The 15,323-nt window shown below is 35.0% G+C and carries 14 protein-coding genes and 1 pseudogene; 11 read left to right on the top strand and 4 right to left on the bottom strand.

Features of this window, described 5'->3' with window-relative positions; all coding sequences use genetic code 11:
• Positions 1-174: 174 nt before the first annotated feature.
• From AC3WTI_RS09925 to AC3WTI_RS09910, 4 genes are all read left to right on the top strand, one after another.
• Positions 175-516, top strand: a complete 342-nt coding sequence (locus AC3WTI_RS09925) for a DUF485 domain-containing protein (RefSeq protein WP_000817376.1) — start codon at positions 175-177, stop codon at positions 514-516.
• A 2-nt stretch (positions 517-518) separates the two neighbouring features.
• Positions 519-2,069 (top strand): solute symporter family protein, encoded by a 1,551-nt coding sequence (locus tag AC3WTI_RS09920; protein WP_097840416.1) that lies wholly within the window; start codon positions 519-521, stop codon positions 2,067-2,069.
• 190 nt (positions 2,070-2,259) lie between these two features.
• Positions 2,260-3,609 carry an aspartate aminotransferase family protein gene (locus AC3WTI_RS09915; protein ID WP_142286638.1) on the top strand — a complete coding sequence of 450 codons (1,350 nt, stop codon included), beginning with the start codon at positions 2,260-2,262 and terminating at the stop codon, positions 3,607-3,609.
• Between the two features lie 81 nt (positions 3,610-3,690).
• Positions 3,691-3,969, top strand: coding sequence for a DUF3986 family protein (locus AC3WTI_RS09910; RefSeq protein WP_087958186.1), 279 nt, complete (start codon positions 3,691-3,693; stop codon positions 3,967-3,969).
• A gap of 63 nt (positions 3,970-4,032) precedes the next feature.
• Here the strand turns inward: AC3WTI_RS09910 and AC3WTI_RS09905 are convergent, their stop codons facing one another.
• Positions 4,033-5,196 (bottom strand): cation:proton antiporter, encoded by a 1,164-nt coding sequence (locus AC3WTI_RS09905; protein ID WP_087958187.1) that lies wholly within the window; start codon positions 5,194-5,196, stop codon positions 4,033-4,035.
• A 333-nt stretch (positions 5,197-5,529) separates the two neighbouring features.
• Between AC3WTI_RS09905 and AC3WTI_RS09900 the strand changes: the two genes are divergently transcribed.
• The 3 genes from AC3WTI_RS09900 (at position 5,530) to AC3WTI_RS09890 (ending at position 9,632) form a co-directional block, all read left to right on the top strand.
• Positions 5,530-7,203: a ribonuclease J gene (locus tag AC3WTI_RS09900; protein ID WP_087958188.1), complete on the top strand. Its 1,674-nt coding sequence runs from the start codon at positions 5,530-5,532 to the stop codon at positions 7,201-7,203.
• Positions 7,204-7,299: 96 nt separating this feature from the next.
• Positions 7,300-8,145 carry a MerR family transcriptional regulator gene (locus AC3WTI_RS09895; protein WP_097840417.1) on the top strand — a complete coding sequence of 282 codons (846 nt, stop codon included), beginning with the start codon at positions 7,300-7,302 and terminating at the stop codon, positions 8,143-8,145.
• A 131-nt stretch (positions 8,146-8,276) separates the two neighbouring features.
• The gene (locus AC3WTI_RS09890; protein ID WP_087958304.1) at positions 8,277-9,632 is read left to right on the top strand and encodes an MATE family efflux transporter; all 1,356 of its coding nucleotides are present in this window, start codon (positions 8,277-8,279) and stop codon (positions 9,630-9,632) included.
• A 36-nt stretch (positions 9,633-9,668) separates the two neighbouring features.
• On the opposite strand, the gene AC3WTI_RS09885 is transcribed toward AC3WTI_RS09890, so the two are convergent.
• Positions 9,669-10,334, bottom strand: coding sequence for a DUF421 domain-containing protein (locus AC3WTI_RS09885; RefSeq protein ID WP_087958190.1), 666 nt, complete (start codon positions 10,332-10,334; stop codon positions 9,669-9,671).
• Between the two features lie 160 nt (positions 10,335-10,494).
• Here AC3WTI_RS09885 and AC3WTI_RS09880 point away from each other — a divergent pair, with 160 nt between their 5' ends.
• From AC3WTI_RS09880 to AC3WTI_RS09865, 4 genes and pseudogenes are all read left to right on the top strand, one after another.
• Positions 10,495-11,073, top strand: coding sequence for a YdcF family protein (locus tag AC3WTI_RS09880; RefSeq protein WP_097840418.1), 579 nt, complete (start codon positions 10,495-10,497; stop codon positions 11,071-11,073).
• A 148-nt stretch (positions 11,074-11,221) separates the two neighbouring features.
• A complete protein-coding gene (locus tag AC3WTI_RS09875; protein ID WP_087958192.1) occupies positions 11,222-11,539 on the top strand; it encodes a magnetosome magnetite crystal formation protein family in 318 nt (105 codons plus the stop codon).
• A gap of 211 nt (positions 11,540-11,750) precedes the next feature.
• Complete coding sequence (nfsA, locus tag AC3WTI_RS09870) at positions 11,751-12,485, top strand: oxygen-insensitive NADPH nitroreductase (RefSeq protein ID WP_087958193.1); 735 nt, start codon at positions 11,751-11,753, stop codon at positions 12,483-12,485.
• Positions 12,486-12,571: 86 nt separating this feature from the next.
• Positions 12,572-13,157 (top strand): annotated as a pseudogene (locus tag AC3WTI_RS09865) (DJ-1/PfpI family protein).
• Between the two features lie 94 nt (positions 13,158-13,251).
• On the opposite strand, the gene AC3WTI_RS09860 reads toward AC3WTI_RS09865, so the two are convergent.
• Together AC3WTI_RS09860 and AC3WTI_RS09855 are read right to left on the bottom strand one after the other, a co-directional pair.
• Complete coding sequence (locus tag AC3WTI_RS09860) at positions 13,252-13,977, bottom strand: sulfite exporter TauE/SafE family protein (RefSeq protein ID WP_097840419.1); 726 nt, start codon at positions 13,975-13,977, stop codon at positions 13,252-13,254.
• Between the two features lie 125 nt (positions 13,978-14,102).
• Entirely contained in the window at positions 14,103-15,323 is a 1,221-nt protein-coding gene (locus tag AC3WTI_RS09855; RefSeq protein ID WP_097840420.1) for an MFS transporter, read from the bottom strand.

The raw sequence follows: 15,323 nt of genomic DNA, 5'->3' as shown, positions 1-15,323 counted from the left end.
CTGAAAAAGTATATTAAAAACTTAGGGGAAATTGCCGAAAAATGTCTATCGAAAAATCTTTGCAGGAATGTATGGATTGTCTAAAATGAAAATAAGTTTCTGAATATTTATAAAATTTAGTTTTTTAGGTATACAAGGGGGAATTGTATTTTTAGTAAGAGAGGGGATTAGAGAATGAAGCGAGATGATACGTCAGCACGTAAGTTACAAAATGAGGTGAATTATACAGAGGTTGTTCAGTCAGAAGAATTTCAATTGCTATTAAATACGAAAAAGAAGTTCATCGTTCCAATGAGTATTTTCTTTTTAAGCTTTTTTATTGCGTTACCTATTTTAACATCGTATTCAAAGGTACTCAATACACCAGCATTCGGTGATGTTACGTGGGCATGGGTGTTTGCATTTGCTCAATTTATTATGACGTGGTCATTATGTATGATTTACAGCAAAAAAGCGGAATCCTTTGATAAAATCTCACAAAACATTCTGCAAGATATGCAAAAAGGGAGGGGCTGACTTTGAATGTAACCGCTTTTGCACTATTTTTAATCATCGTTCTTGGTACACTCGTCATAACTTATTTTGCATCGAAGAAAACAAAGAATGCGAGTGAGTTTTATACGGCTGGAGGCGGATTAACTGGTTGGCAAAATGGTCTGGCCATTGCGGGGGATTATATGTCTGCTGCGTCCTTTCTTGGTATAGCTGGGGCGATCGCGTTAACTGGGTTTGATGGATTCTTTTATAGCATCGGTTTCTTAGTTGCTTATTTAGTTGTATTATACTTAGTTGCAGAGCCACTTAGAAATTTAGGTAAGTACACGTTAGCAGATATGATTGCGGCGCGTTTTGATGCGAAAAAAGTTCGCGGAGTTGCAGCGCTGAATACGATGACGATTTCGATTTTTTATATGATCGCACAATTAGTTGGGGCTGGTGCACTTATTAAATTATTATTGGGGATCGAATATACGACATCTGTTTTAATCGTTGGTACGTTAATGACAGTGTACGTTATTTTCGGCGGAATGACTGCGACGAGCTGGGTACAAATTGTTAAGGCTGTATTACTTATGGCTGGTACATTTATTATTTCTGTTATCGTTTTCGCAAAATTTAATTTTAGTGTGACTGAAATGTTCGCGCAAATGAAGACAGCTACACCGTTAAAAGATTCGTTTTTAAATCCAGGAGTAAAGTATAAAGATGGCCTTGATACGCTATCTTTAAATTTAGGACTAGTTCTTGGTACAGCGGGATTACCACATATTCTTGTACGCTTCTTTACAGTGCGTGATGCAAAAACAGCACGTCAATCTGTTGTATACGCGACGTGGTTAATTGGTGCATTTTATATTATGACAATCTTCTTAGGATTTGGAGCAGCGGCATTTGTAGGAAATGAGGCAATTATTAAAGCAAATCCTGCTGGTAATATGGCAGCACCTTTATTAGCAAAAGCATTAGGTGGAGATTTCTTATTTGCTTTCGTTTCAGCTATTGCCTTTGCAACGATTTTAGCTGTAGTGGCAGGTCTTGTATTAACAGCAGCGTCAGCCTTTGCACATGATTTTTATAATGAAATTATTCGCAAGGGGAAATCAACGGAAAAAGAGCAAGTGTCAATGGCTCGCTATGCGTCTATTGGAGTAGCGGTATTATCCATTATACTAGCGTTATTTGCTCAAACATTGAACGTAGCATTTTTAGTTTCATTAGCATTTGCAGTTGCAGCGAGTGCAAACTTACCAGTTATATTATTCACAATATATTGGAAGCGCTTCAATACGACGGGTGCCATCTCAGGTATGATTGTTGGTCTTGTATCAGCAATTGTTCTCGTAGCGCTAAGTCCAAATGTTTGGAATCCTGTAGCTGGAAAAGCTATATTTGTTGGAGAAGCGATATTCCCATATACGACACCTGGAATTATTTCGATCCCGCTCGGATTCCTTGCCGCATATTTAGGGACCGTTTTATCTAGTAAGAAAGAAGATGCAGCGAAATTTGATGAAATTCTTGTGAAATCGAATACTGGTCACGGTATTAGTGATGCGTCTTCACATTAAAAAAGAGGGGCTTTTCGATATATAAGAAAAGCTCCTTTTTCTTTTGGCATTTTCTTGTAAATAATACTGCTTTGTAAGTAGGATTTGTCTTAATTTTGTGGAATGAAAATAAGCAGGGAGAAATTTAAATCATCATGGCACCAGCGCAGCTTTTGTGAAAAATAAGTTGTTATGGAAGGTGGAAGAAATGATGAAAACGAAACAGACTGATGAATTATTAGCAAAAGATGAGCAATATGTTTGGCACGGAATGCGTCCCTTTAGTCCAAATAGTACAATGGTAGGGGCAAAAGCAGAAGGGTGCTGGGTTGAAGATATACAAGGAAAAAGATATTTAGATGGTATGAGTGGTCTTTGGTGTGTGAATAGTGGGTACGGCAGAAAAGAGCTTGCAGAGGCAGCTTATAAGCAATTACAAACATTATCATACTTTCCGATGTCACAATCGCATGAACCGGCTATAAAGCTTGCCGAAAAATTAAATGAGTGGCTCGGAGGAGAGTATGTTATTTTCTTCTCTAATAGTGGTTCGGAAGCGAACGAAACAGCTTTTAAAATAGCAAGGCAATACTATGCTCAAAAAGGTGAACCGCATCGTTATAAATTTATGTCACGTTACCGTGGGTATCACGGAAATACAATGGCAACGATGGCAGCGACGGGACAAGCACAGCGTAGATATCAATATGAGCCATTTGCTTCAGGCTTTTTACATGTAACGCCGCCAGATTGCTATCGTATGCCTGGAATAGAAAGAGAGAACATTTATGATGTAGAATGTGTGAAAGAAGTAGATCGCGTTATGACATGGGAATTAAGTGAAACGATTGCAGCTTTTATTATGGAACCAATTATTACGGGCGGAGGCATTTTAATGCCGCCACAAGACTATATGAAAGCTATTCATGAAACGTGTCAAAAACATGGTGCTTTGCTCATTAGTGATGAAGTAATTTGCGGTTTCGGGCGTACAGGCAAAGCATTTGGATTTATGAATTATGATGTGAAGCCTGATATTATTACAATGGCAAAAGGGATTACAAGCGCATATTTACCATTATCAGCAACAGCTGTGAAAAAAGAAATATATGAAGCATTTAAAGGGAAGGGAGAATATGAATTCTTCCGTCATATTAATACGTTTGGTGGAAATCCAGCGGCTTGTGCATTAGCGCTTAAAAACTTAGAAATTATGGAAAATGAAAATTTAATTGAGCGATCTGCACAAATGGGCTCGTTTTTATTAGAGCAATTAAAAGAAGAAATTGGAGAGCATCCACTTGTTGGGGATATTAGAGGAAAAGGTTTACTAGTTGGAATCGAACTAGTAAATGATAAAGAGACGAAAGAGCCAATTGATAACGACAAAATTGCAAGTGTTGTAAATGCTTGTAAAGAAAAAGGGTTAATTATAGGACGAAACGGCATGACAACGGCTGGATATAATAACGTCTTAACATTAGCACCACCGCTTGTTATTTCAAGTGAAGAAATTGCTTTTGTTGTTGGAACGTTGAAGACAGCGATGGAACGCATTTAATGAATCGAGCGAGCTGTGATTACAGCTCGCTTTTGTTTATGAGGTGAAATATGGTAAGTTTTCAAAGGGAGGGGAATTATTATGGAGAAATATGATCCTAGTCAACATTATCATATCGGATATTATGAAGATGGACATGATTTAGAAGTGACGGCGTACAAAAGAATAAATGAACCAGTTTGGGATGCTTATATTCCGTACTATGAGGTAGATGATTTTTACAAGAAAGTAGAGAAAATGAACCTAGGTGAATATATAGATGATTACGGTATTATGGTGTATTCATTTAGTGATGATACGGATGATGAAGAAGCACACAATATTTTTGAAAAATGGTTAAAAACGAACGGAATTGTTTAAAGATAAAATGAAAAAAGAGATTACTATCTTATAAGATAGTAATCTCTTTTTATTGTAGAAAGCTTATTTACTTGCTTTTATTGCTTTATCTTTTGCACCAAAAGTGTATTTTAACATTGGTGGCGTAATCATTGTAGTTAAAATAACGACAATAACGATGGCTGTAAAGTAATCTTGTGCGAGTAGACCAGAAGAAAGTCCTGTTCCTGCGATGATAAGTGCAACTTCACCACGAGAAACCATTCCAGAACCGATAATTGCAGAAGACTTAGCGTCAAATCCAGTCATTCGTGCACCTAGGCCACAACCGATTAGTTTCGTTAATACAGCGATTATTGTTAATGCTAGGATGAACCAAATTTGATCGCCAATACCATCAAATGTAATATTCATACCGATACTTACGAAGAATACTGGAACGAACATAGCGTAAGCGATTGGTTCTACTTTCTTTTCTACTTCATGTTTGTAATTCGTTTGAGAAATAGCGATACCAGCTGCGAAAGCACCGATAATACCAGCAATTCCTAATAATTCGCCGAAATATGCGAATGAGAAACAGATGATAAGCGCCGCGCTCACGATAGACTCAGATACGCGTAGTGGTGATAACCAGCGCATAATCGCAGGAACACCTTTCCATCCGATTAAAATAATAGAAGCGAAGAATACAACTTTCTTCAAGATAACCATTGTTAAGTTAACATCGTCTGTACCTAAGAAGCTCATAGCAAATGCTAATAAAATAACGACAAGAATGTCATCGAATACAGCTGCGCCCAGCATAGTTGTACTTTCACGTGTTTTCATCTTTCCTAAATCGCGAAGTGTTTGTACAGAAATACTAACACTTGTCGCACATAGAAGTAATCCTAAAAATACAGCATTTCCTTGTTCCATTCCCATAACGAGACCAGAAACGTAACCACCTACGAATGGAAGAACGATACCTCCAAGTGCAACAGCTAAAGAAGAATTACGATTTGCGTTTAATTCCTCTAAGTCTGTTTCAAGTCCTGCCATAAACATTAAAAGAATAACACCGACATTACTTAATTGTGTTAGAAGCTCTGAATTTTCAATCCAACCTAACACAGCTGGACCGATAACGATACCGACAATTAATTTACCTAGTACAGAGGGTTGGCCTAGTCTAACACTAAGATCACCAGCAAGCTTTGTACTTAATAAAATAAGTGCAATTTGAAAGAAAAATTCGAATTCCATCGGATCCTCTCCTCATCATTTGTTATTTTTATCATACGATTTCTCGGAATTTGCCTAATGAAAATATGTAAAACCCATTAAACAAAGGGTCTGATTACAAGTTCTTTTGAACTCGTAATTTGAACCTGTAATTAATATATAATAGATTTTACAAAAAATCAATGAAAAAATGGGAGCTTTTTTAGAGAGAGATGGTGTTATTAGGGATATATACATAAGAATAGTGTGTGAATTTTTATATGTATGAAATAGTATGAAGTCCTTTTTCATTACAAATAATAAAGCCTAAATGCTATTTCACGAATTATAAATATGAAAGGGAGGGTCTATCCTTTGAATTCATTAAAGAACAACTTGTCTATTGTTGCTTTAGGTGGAGTAAATGAAATAGGGAAAAATATGTATGCTATTCAATATGAAAATGATATTGTCGTTATTGATTGTGGATCTAAATTTCCAGATGAAAGTTTATTAGGAATTGATTTAATAATTCCAGACATCACATACTTACAAGAAAATAAAGAAAAAATTCGCGGATTAGTCGTGACACATGGGCATGAGGACCATATTGGCGGAATACCATATTTTTTAAAACAACTAAACGTACCAATCTACGCGACCAAGTTAACGTTAGGTTTAATTGAAATTAAATTAAAAGAGCATAATCTTCAAAATGATACAGAATTAATTGTTATTCACGCTGCATCAGAAATCGCTCTCGGTTCCATTCAGACGACATTTTTTAAAACGAATCATAGTATTCCAGATTGTCTCGGTATCGTGTTTCATACACCAGAAGGTACTGTAGTGCATACTGGGGATTTTAAATTTGATTTAACACCAGTAAATAAACAACATCCTGATATTCATAAAATGGCTAAAATAGGTAGTGAAGGTGTACTAGCTTTACTATCTGAAAGTACAAATGCAGAACGACCAGGTTTTACTCCATCAGAAAGATCAGTAGGAGAACGAATAGAAGAAATATTTATGAAAGCAAATAGAAAAGTAATTATTTCTACATTTGCTTCTAATGTGAATCGCGTTCAGCAAATAGTTGAAGCTTGCATAAAAACAAATCGAAAACTGGCTTTGCTCGGGAGAAGTATGGTAAATGTAGTAGAAGTTGCTCTAGAGAAAGGTTATTTACATATTCCAGACGGCATGTTAATTGAAGCGAGTGAGGTAAATCGTTTAGATCCAAAGCAGGTAGCGATACTTTGTACAGGAAGTCAAGGAGAACCGATGGCAGCTTTAGCGCGTTTAGCGAGTGGGAACTATAGACAAGTTGATGTTTTGCCAGAAGACACGGTTATTATAGCCGCGACTCCGATTCCAGGAAATGAACGTAACGTTTCAAGAATTATAGATAATTTATTTGCTTTAGGAGCACAAGTAATATATGGATCAGGTAGTTCTACTGGAGTCCATGTATCTGGTCATGCGTATCAAGAAGAGTTGAAATTAATGCTCACTTTAATGAAACCTAAATATTTTATCCCAATTCATGGAGAGTTTAGAATGCTACATCACCATAGTTTGTTAGCAGAATCAATTGGTGTCGAAAAAGAAAATATCTTTATCGTTCGTAATGGAGATGTTGTAGATATTAGTAATGAAGTGGCCGTTCAATCTAGAAAAATACAGGCCGGAAATATATATGTAGATGGATTAGGAATTGGTGATGTTGGAAATGCCTTATTACGTGATCGAAAACAACTTTCCGAAGATGGAATGCTCGTAATAGTTATTACCTTTAATAAAGTGGATGGAGAAATTATTTCCGGTCCTGATATTATCTCTCGTGGATTTGTCTATGTTCGTGATTCAGAAGAGTTTTTGAAGGAATTAAATAAATTAGCTGTTATTACAATTAATAATTTGAAGAAAGAGAATGTGAATAGCTGGGGTATTTTGAAAAGAGAAGTAAGAGAGGCTTTAGGGAAGTTTATATATACTAATACGAAAAGAAAACCGATGATCCTTCCTATAATAATAGAGGTGTAAGAGTTAATAAAAAGAATTCTCGTAGGGGAATTCTTTTTTGTTTTGAAGACAGAATGAACATATAATGAAATAAATAGAAATGGAAGGAAATAAAAGATGTTATTAAATAAACGCTTTACAATTGGAGAAATGGCAAAAATGCATAATATAGCAGAATCTACATTACGTTATTATGATGAAAAAGGTATTTTTCATCCGTCTACAGTAGATCCGCAAACGAATTATCGTTATTACACAATCGATCAATTTTCACTATTAGATGCGATTAAGTTTTTACGCCAATTAAATATTCCATTAAAGGAAATTAAGAAATATATTGATGAAAGAAATCCAGCGTACGCACTTAATTTACTGGAGAAACAACAAGAAATGATGTTGAAAAAACAAAGAGAAATTGAGTATGCTTTGGCGAAAATGGAGCATAGAATTCATTTAATTAAAGAAGCAACAAAAGCAAAAGCTGAACAAATGGTAATTAAAGAGATCCCGCAGAGGAAAATTACAGCCATCGCGGTTGCCCCGAATACGACGGATGATATGTTTGAGTACTATATTCATTCGCTGCAAAAAAATATGAGACAAATGGATGATAGTTTATTCTCTGGAGACATCGGTGTAACAGTTGCGAAAAAAGGATTAATGCAAAATGAGTTTCAAGCATATAGTAGTGTTTTCATTCTGTTAGATTACATGCCTTTTCAAGTACATAGCTCAGATGAAATTAAAGAAGGTATGTTCGCTTGTGTATACCATCACGGCCCATATGAAGAAACGGATGAAACATATAAGAAATTAATGAAATATATTGATCAAGAAGGATACGAAGTAAGTGGAGATGCGATTGAGATTGCATTAATTGATTGGTCTGTAACAGAAAATCCAGAGGAGCAAGTAACTGAAATTCAAATTCCTATCATGAAAAAACAAAGCAATAAGATTTAGAACTCGTATCATTACAAATTGACATCAAACAGAATAATTAAGTTACCTATTTTTCAAATTCTCTATTGACCTTCAAGTAACTTTAAGGTTTAAACTGTGAACAGAGCATTGAAAAAAGGAGCATTTATATGATGGAAACAACAGAAAAGTTAAGAGAAAAACCGATAAAAAGTTTATTTATTTCATATTTAATACCAGCCGTTCTTGGAATGGTATTAATGTCAGTTAATATTGTGATTGATGCGGTTATGATTAGTAGGGGAGTTGGAGCAAACGGATTAGCAGGAGTAAACGTGGCTATTCCAGCCTTTTCAATTTTCTTCTCTATTTCATTATGGATTGGAATGGGCGGAGCAACGTTATATTCCATTGCTCTAGGTGAAAATAAAATAGAAAGAGCAAGGTCTATTTTTACGCAATCCATGACGGTAGCAGTAATGATCGTAGGTGTTTTAGCAGCGATTTGTTTATGGAGAATAGAAGATATAGCATACTTATTCGGTGCAAACGAAGTGATTTTACCGTATGCGTTAGACTATTTACATGTGTTATTAATGTTTGGAATGATATACGTTTTAGAAAATATTTTAAGTACATTTATACGAAATGACGGAAATCCTAATTTAGCAATGGCAGGTCTAGTTGTAACGGCTGTATTAAATATAGTGTTTGACTATATCTTTATATTCATTTTTGAATGGGGCGTAACAGGAGCTGCTTCAGCGACTATTCTTTCAGCAGCGATTGGTTTCCTTGTATTATTATCTCATTTCTTTAGAAAAAGTAGTATTTTAAAATGGACGAAATTTCATTTTGAGTGGGATACAGTGAAACAAATTATGATAATCGGTTTCCCGAGCTTTACAGCAGAAAGTACAGTAGCGATTGTAACAATCGGTTTTAATATCGCATTCGTTCAATATGCAGGAGAAGTTGGAGTCGCTTCTTATGCGATGGTGAATAGTATTCACGCTATGACATTACTATTATTCTTCGGTGTTGGAGCAGCATTACAACCGATTGCTAGTTTCCATTACGGCGCAAATTTATCAGAGAGATTGCGTGAAGGATTAAAGTTCGCTGTAAAAATTGCGGTAGTACTCGGTGGTATTGCAATAATTGTCGGATTATTCTTCGGGAAATATATTATTGGTCTATTTGATGTCCAATCTCCAGAGTTGTTGGAGTTAACATTAACGGGTATTAGCCTGTTCTTTATCCAATATGTATTTTTAGGCTATAACATTGTGTATGGAGAGTACTTCCAATCCGTGCGACAAACGACAAAATCAGTGCTGATTATAATGAGCCGAGGGTTACTATTTATTATTCCATTATTATGGATTATGCCAAAATTATTTGGGATAAATGGAATTTGGCTCGTTATGCCAGTAGCTGAAGTATTGACAGCGATTATCGTATTTACGATGAATCGTATGAAACATCCTGTTCCATTAAATATGGCGGGAGAGAAAGAAGCGATATAATGAAGAAAATCCCCTTGAGCAAGTAAGGGGATTTTTTTATGCTTTTAAACTAATCGCAAAAGATCCATCTGTTTCTTGAACAGACGCGAAAGCAACGCTTTTAATATTAGTGATGCCCTTTTCTTTTAATTCTTTATATAACCATTTTTCGTCTTTATGAATTAACTTTAAGTTATCGTATTGAATTTGCGAATCAACGATAAGGGCAATTGGTAATCCGGCATACGTAACATCTATGTTCAAATCTTTTGGAGTTAATGGTACAAGCTCACGCTTTGGTAAAATACTAATGGCTCCGTTTGCTTCTAAAATAGCGTATTCAATTTCGTGAACACTTGGATATCCTGCGACGCGAAGATTAGAAAGTAGTTCAGCAATTGGATATCTACTTTTTTGTAAGTTCTCAAAAATAATGTCACCATGTTTAATTAAAATGATAGGATGTCCGAGAATGAAACGATTTAGTTTGTTTAGTAAGCTTAATTTTGTAAGAAGTAAATGCAAACATGTAATAACGACCATACCAAGAAAAGCTTGCAAAGCACCAGAGACTGGTATGGCCTGAAAAGCTAAATAAGATAAAAAGATAATAGCACCAAAATCATGGGGAGTTAGTTGTGCTAAAGCGGATTTACCGAGCAATTTAAGTGATAGTAAAAATAAGATAAAAAAGAACGATACGTTACATAAAAAGAGAAGCAATAGAGACACTCCTTCGTGCAAAGTTGTACTTACTGTTCCCGAAAGAAATATAAATATTACTTTCCAGAGGATAAATTAGGATGAATTGGAATTTGTCTGTATACAAACAAATAAATGGATATTATCATGAAAGAAGCAAAGAACTTAGGAGAATAAGGATATGAAAAAGAAGAAAATAATGAAGTATATGATAGGAATTATAATGGTTTGCGCCGTTTATGCGGGATTTTTACAATATAACATTTATAAGCATGGGCAAATGAATGCTACCTACGATGCGGATTATATAATTGTATTAGGATCGAAAGTCAACGGAACGAAACCATCGTACTCATTGCAATATCGTATTGATAAAGCAGCTGAGTATTTACAATCACATGAGAAAACAATTGCTATAGTATCTGGAGGGAAAGGAAAAGGGGAAGATATTTCAGAAGCATTAGCAATGAAAAATGGATTAATGAAACTAAAAATTGCAGAAGACCGAATCATAATGGAAGATAAATCAACGAGTACAGATGAGAATATTACATTCTCAAAACCGTTAATTCCGAGCGATATGAAAAAAGGAATGATCGTAACAAACGATTTCCATATGTTTAGAGCGAAAAAAATAGCAGCAAAACAAGGTTTACAATTAGAAGGCCTTCCGGCTGAAACACCGAAGCGAATTGTCATTCCATCGAATATACGAGAGTATTTAGCCATTACGCAATATTGGTTTATGAATCGAATATAGAGAAAATAATCCCGCCTCGAAATCCAGGCGGGATTATTTTTGATGGAAATCTTACAAATATGTCATGTTTATGAAAGGTAAAGCGATAGTTTCTACAATGGATTCTTGACATAATGAAGATAACAAAAACTATTTAGAGGTGAATCGGATGAAAGGAAATAATATATTATCTTCACTATGTTACTTTAGTATCTTTTTTGCACCATTTTTACTACCAATTATCGTGTACTTCGTTGCGGAGGATGAAGTGAAATACCACGCGAAAAAAGCATTTTGGTCACATATTTTCCCGTATGCGATTTTATTTGGTGGCTTAGCAGTATCCGGCATATATGGCTTAAGCTTCAATCAATCGGATGGTGCTGGAATTGGAATGATGATCACATATGCGGTGTTCGTTCTTGTAGGGATTTATTACTTCATTTGGAATATCGTAAAAGGTATTAAAGTTTTGAAAACGGCGTAATAAGATAAGGAATAATTCGGCGTGAGTGTGTCTTTATTTGTCGGTAAGTCGATATCCTTTGTCGAATCGTCGATATAATTTCATTTACCGTACTAATAGGCGTTTTAAAAAGAGTAATTCAAAAAGAATTGCTCTTTTTGTGCTTATAAGTTGTGAATATTGAAAAAGATATGTTAATTTTTCATTATGAAGAGAAAAAGGAGTGTTTTTCATGAATGAGATCATACATAAAATGGAGCAACACGTGTCAGTTCGTAAATATAAAGAAGAATCAATTCCGAAAGATGTAGTGGAAAGAATGGTGCAAGCTGCGCAGCATGCCGCTTCCTCGCATTTTGTACAAGCGTATTCTGTTATATATGTAACCGATCAAGACTTAAAGGCTAAACTAGCAGAGTTATCCGGAAATCGTCACGTGAAGGACTGCGCAGCATTCTTTGTTTGTTGTGCAGATTTAAAACGTCTTGAAATGGCATGTGAAAAACATGGTACCGAGATAAAGCATGAAGGAGTAGAAGATTTTATCGTTTCGACGGTAGATGCTTCACTTTTCGCACAAAACTTAGCGCTAGCAGCAGAATCGTTAGGATACGGTATATGTTATATTGGTGGTATTCGTAATAATCCGAGAGAAGTAAGTGAATTGCTTCATTTACCAGATAAAGTATATCCTATTTTCGGAATGACAGTGGGTGTACCAGATGAAGATCATGGAGTGAAACCACGTTTACCAGTAGCGGCAATTCTACATGAAAATGGGTATGATGAAAAGAAATATGATGAATTACTAAACGAATACGATGAAACGATGAGTTCGTATTACAAAGCAAGATCATCAAATAAGAAAAACGTAACATGGACGGAATCAATGAGTTCGTTTATGTCTAAAGAAAAACGAATGCATATGAAAGAGTTTTTAAGTGAAAAAGGACTTAATAAGAAATGAATAAAAAGGCAGACCTACATGTAGGTCTGCCTTTTTTGGAGGAGAAATATGATTGTTTTCGAATAAGTATAGAAGGAGGAGATAATATGAAAAAAGCTTTAATCTTTTTATTTGATGGATTTGCAGAATTTGAAGTGAATATAGCGAGTTTATTTTTGATAAGTAAGGAATTTGAAATAATAACAGCAACTGTAGAAGGAAAAACAGTTACAGGAGAAGGTGGTTTTTTGTGTCAACCACATGTCGCTATCGAGCATATTGAGGTTGGCAGACTATGAAGTGTTTATTGTACCAGGGGGACATATTTTTGACCATTTAGAAAATGAACAATTGTTAACTATCGTGAACGAATTACATAAGCAAAATAAATGGATAGCAGGTATTTGTGCAGGGACATCATTACTACATGCAGCAGGAGTACTTAATAAGAAGAAATTCTCGACATCATTAACACCAGATGAAAAACAATTAGCGCATTTACATGAATGGGAATATAAACAAAATAAAGATGTAACCGTTGATGGGAAAATTATAACAGCGGTAGGATCTGCGTACGTTGAATTCGCTGCTGAAATAATGAAACAGCTCAATTTATTTAATGAAGCTGAAGCGAAGGAGAACTTGCAGTACTTTAAAAATGTAACAGAGCTGTGTGATGAAACGTTAGTTTAAGTGAAGATAAAAAGCGGCATAATAGCCGCTTTTTATCGTTTAAGTCAATGTGTTTTTGTACCATTTAAAGCATCTATTATCTTGAAGAGCTTACTTATAACAAATGCAAACTTTCAATAAGAAGATACATACCGGTGCAACTCAAAAGGATGTACGTAAATATTTTAAAAATCCGTTGATTAAGCCATTTGAAAATAATTTGACCTATATACAAACCTAGAAATACGATTGGAATAGCATAAAAACTGGATTCCCAAATTGTTTTGTTTGTGCCAGTAAAGAGTATTTGAGTTAGTAGACTAATGAAATATATAAATAGATAAAAAGCTAAAGTGGTTGCTCTTAATTTCTCTTTTTTCGTATCAGTTCCTGTAAAGTAAAGTAACAGGGGTGGTCCTGGCATACCGATACTTGTCGTTAATAGACCAGATAATCCGCCAACTATGAAATCTCTAGATTGTGTTGATTTAATCTTAACGTTGCATATTAGCATCAACGTTAATAGTAAGAGTAGGATGCTAATTGCTAATTTAAATGTGTTGATGTTAATAGAATTAAAAATGATAATACCAAAAGGAACACCAACTATACTGCCGAAAATTAATCTTTTCAGTAGAATAAAATCAATGTCCATTCTTATTTTCCAGATGAGTGATATGGAAATAATTAATGATAAAATGATATTTATTTGTATAGCTTCTTGTGGTAGAAATAGCATGAGTAAGAAAGGTGTTGCCATAATAGAAAAGCCAAAACCTGTACTTGTTTGTAAAATAGAAGCTACTAATATAATACATATGAAAATGAATATAATCTCCAAAATAGCCCTCCTACATAATCAGATCCAATACATATTTTAACATAAAGTGAAACTTTAATCAGTGAGGGCTTACTGTCCTTTAATACGGGGAAAAAGCGGCTAAATAGCCGCTTTTTATGTTGCAGTTAATATTCCAATGATGACCCGGTAGCTTTAAAATATTTTTCTCGTGAAGGGGTCATTACCCGGATTGCTAATAAGCAGGAAAGGAAAAGAATGAGTAACGAGCTACTGATTACAGTAATTTGAACGGAAAGAAATTGTGCGGATGCTCCAATTGCTAAAATGAAAAAGATTTGGATGAAATTTTTTATAGAATCAAATACGCTATCAATACGTCCTATCATATGAACCGGGATGTTATTTTGATAAAATGTGATAAATCCAGTACCAGCAAATGATGAAGAAATACCCAGTAAAATGAAACCGCCTGCCGCAATGATAAATGAATTTGAAAAGGCGAAAATTACATAACCTATTGCTGTAAATATCATACCGAATCCGATACAATATTGAATCGGTAATCGTTTAGCAAAGAGGGAAACAAGAAATGAGCCGAAAACGTAAGCAGCACCAGTTATACTAACAAGCATGCTATATTCCATGTCGGATAAAAGCAGTACTTGATTTGTGAATACAACTTCTTGTGAATCGAGTGCCATAGAAACAAGCATAGTAGCTTGAAATAAAACGAATATGAGAATGATGTAAGTTTCCGTTCGAGCGAATGAAAAAACTTGTTTCCAATCACTTCGTAATGTTTGTACGAAAGTATTTGCAACCTCTTCGTTTTGCTTTGTTTGTAATGTAATGTTTGGTAAGAAATAAATGAGAATAGTAGAAAGTAGAAAGGAAAGTGAGTTGCAGTAAATCACAAAGGATGTTGAGTACGTGGTGAGAAGTATTCCAGCAAGGGCTGGACCGATAATAAAAGCCCCGCTTGTACAAAAGTTATTCCAAGCGTTGAATTGAGCGCGTTCTTCAGCTCGTATGAGCATTGTTCTATAAGAAAATGAAGCTGGATCGAAAAAGGATGTAGCGATACGAGTTAAAAAGATAAAAATATAAATGGCCCAAATAGAATCAAATAGTGGAATGCAGGCAATAAGAGCTGCCCGAATTATATCTGTTATGAGCATAATGGATCGTTTGTTTAACCGATCTACTATACTACCAGACCATATTTTTGTAACAACGGTTGCAATTGGACCTACAATCCATAATCCTGCTACAGCAGCAGGGGAATTTGTGCTATTTAATACCATTAAGTTTAGAGCGATGAGATACATAAAATCACCTAAACGAGAAATTCCTGTTCCCGACAATAATAATAATTTATTTTTCAT

This window comes from Bacillus sp. EB106-02-03-XG38 (assembly GCF_058792175.1).
The sequence above is the reverse complement of the archived record's forward strand: the minus strand, read 5'-3'. Positions and strand labels throughout refer to the sequence as shown.

Bases quoted from the DNA above. Each gene is read 5' to 3' on its own strand.
- AC3WTI_RS09925 (WP_000817376.1), top strand. From the start codon at position 175: ATGAAGCGAGATGATACGTCAGCACGTAAGTTACAAAATGAGGTGAAT.
- AC3WTI_RS09915 (WP_142286638.1), top strand. From the start codon at position 2,260: ATGAAAACGAAACAGACTGATGAATTATTAGCAAAAGATGAGCAATAT.
- AC3WTI_RS09910 (WP_087958186.1), top strand. From the start codon at position 3,691: ATGGAGAAATATGATCCTAGTCAACATTATCATATCGGATATTATGAA.
- AC3WTI_RS09905 (WP_087958187.1), bottom strand. From the start codon at position 5,196: ATGGAATTCGAATTTTTCTTTCAAATTGCACTTATTTTATTAAGTACA.
- AC3WTI_RS09895 (WP_097840417.1), top strand. From the start codon at position 7,300: ATGTTATTAAATAAACGCTTTACAATTGGAGAAATGGCAAAAATGCAT.
- AC3WTI_RS09890 (WP_087958304.1), top strand. From the start codon at position 8,277: ATGGAAACAACAGAAAAGTTAAGAGAAAAACCGATAAAAAGTTTATTT.
- AC3WTI_RS09880 (WP_097840418.1), top strand. From the start codon at position 10,495: ATGAAAAAGAAGAAAATAATGAAGTATATGATAGGAATTATAATGGTT.
- AC3WTI_RS09875 (WP_087958192.1), top strand. From the start codon at position 11,222: ATGAAAGGAAATAATATATTATCTTCACTATGTTACTTTAGTATCTTT.
- nfsA (WP_087958193.1), top strand. From the start codon at position 11,751: ATGAATGAGATCATACATAAAATGGAGCAACACGTGTCAGTTCGTAAA.
- AC3WTI_RS09855 (WP_097840420.1), bottom strand. From the start codon at position 15,323: ATGAAAAATAAATTATTATTATTGTCGGGAACAGGAATTTCTCGTTTA.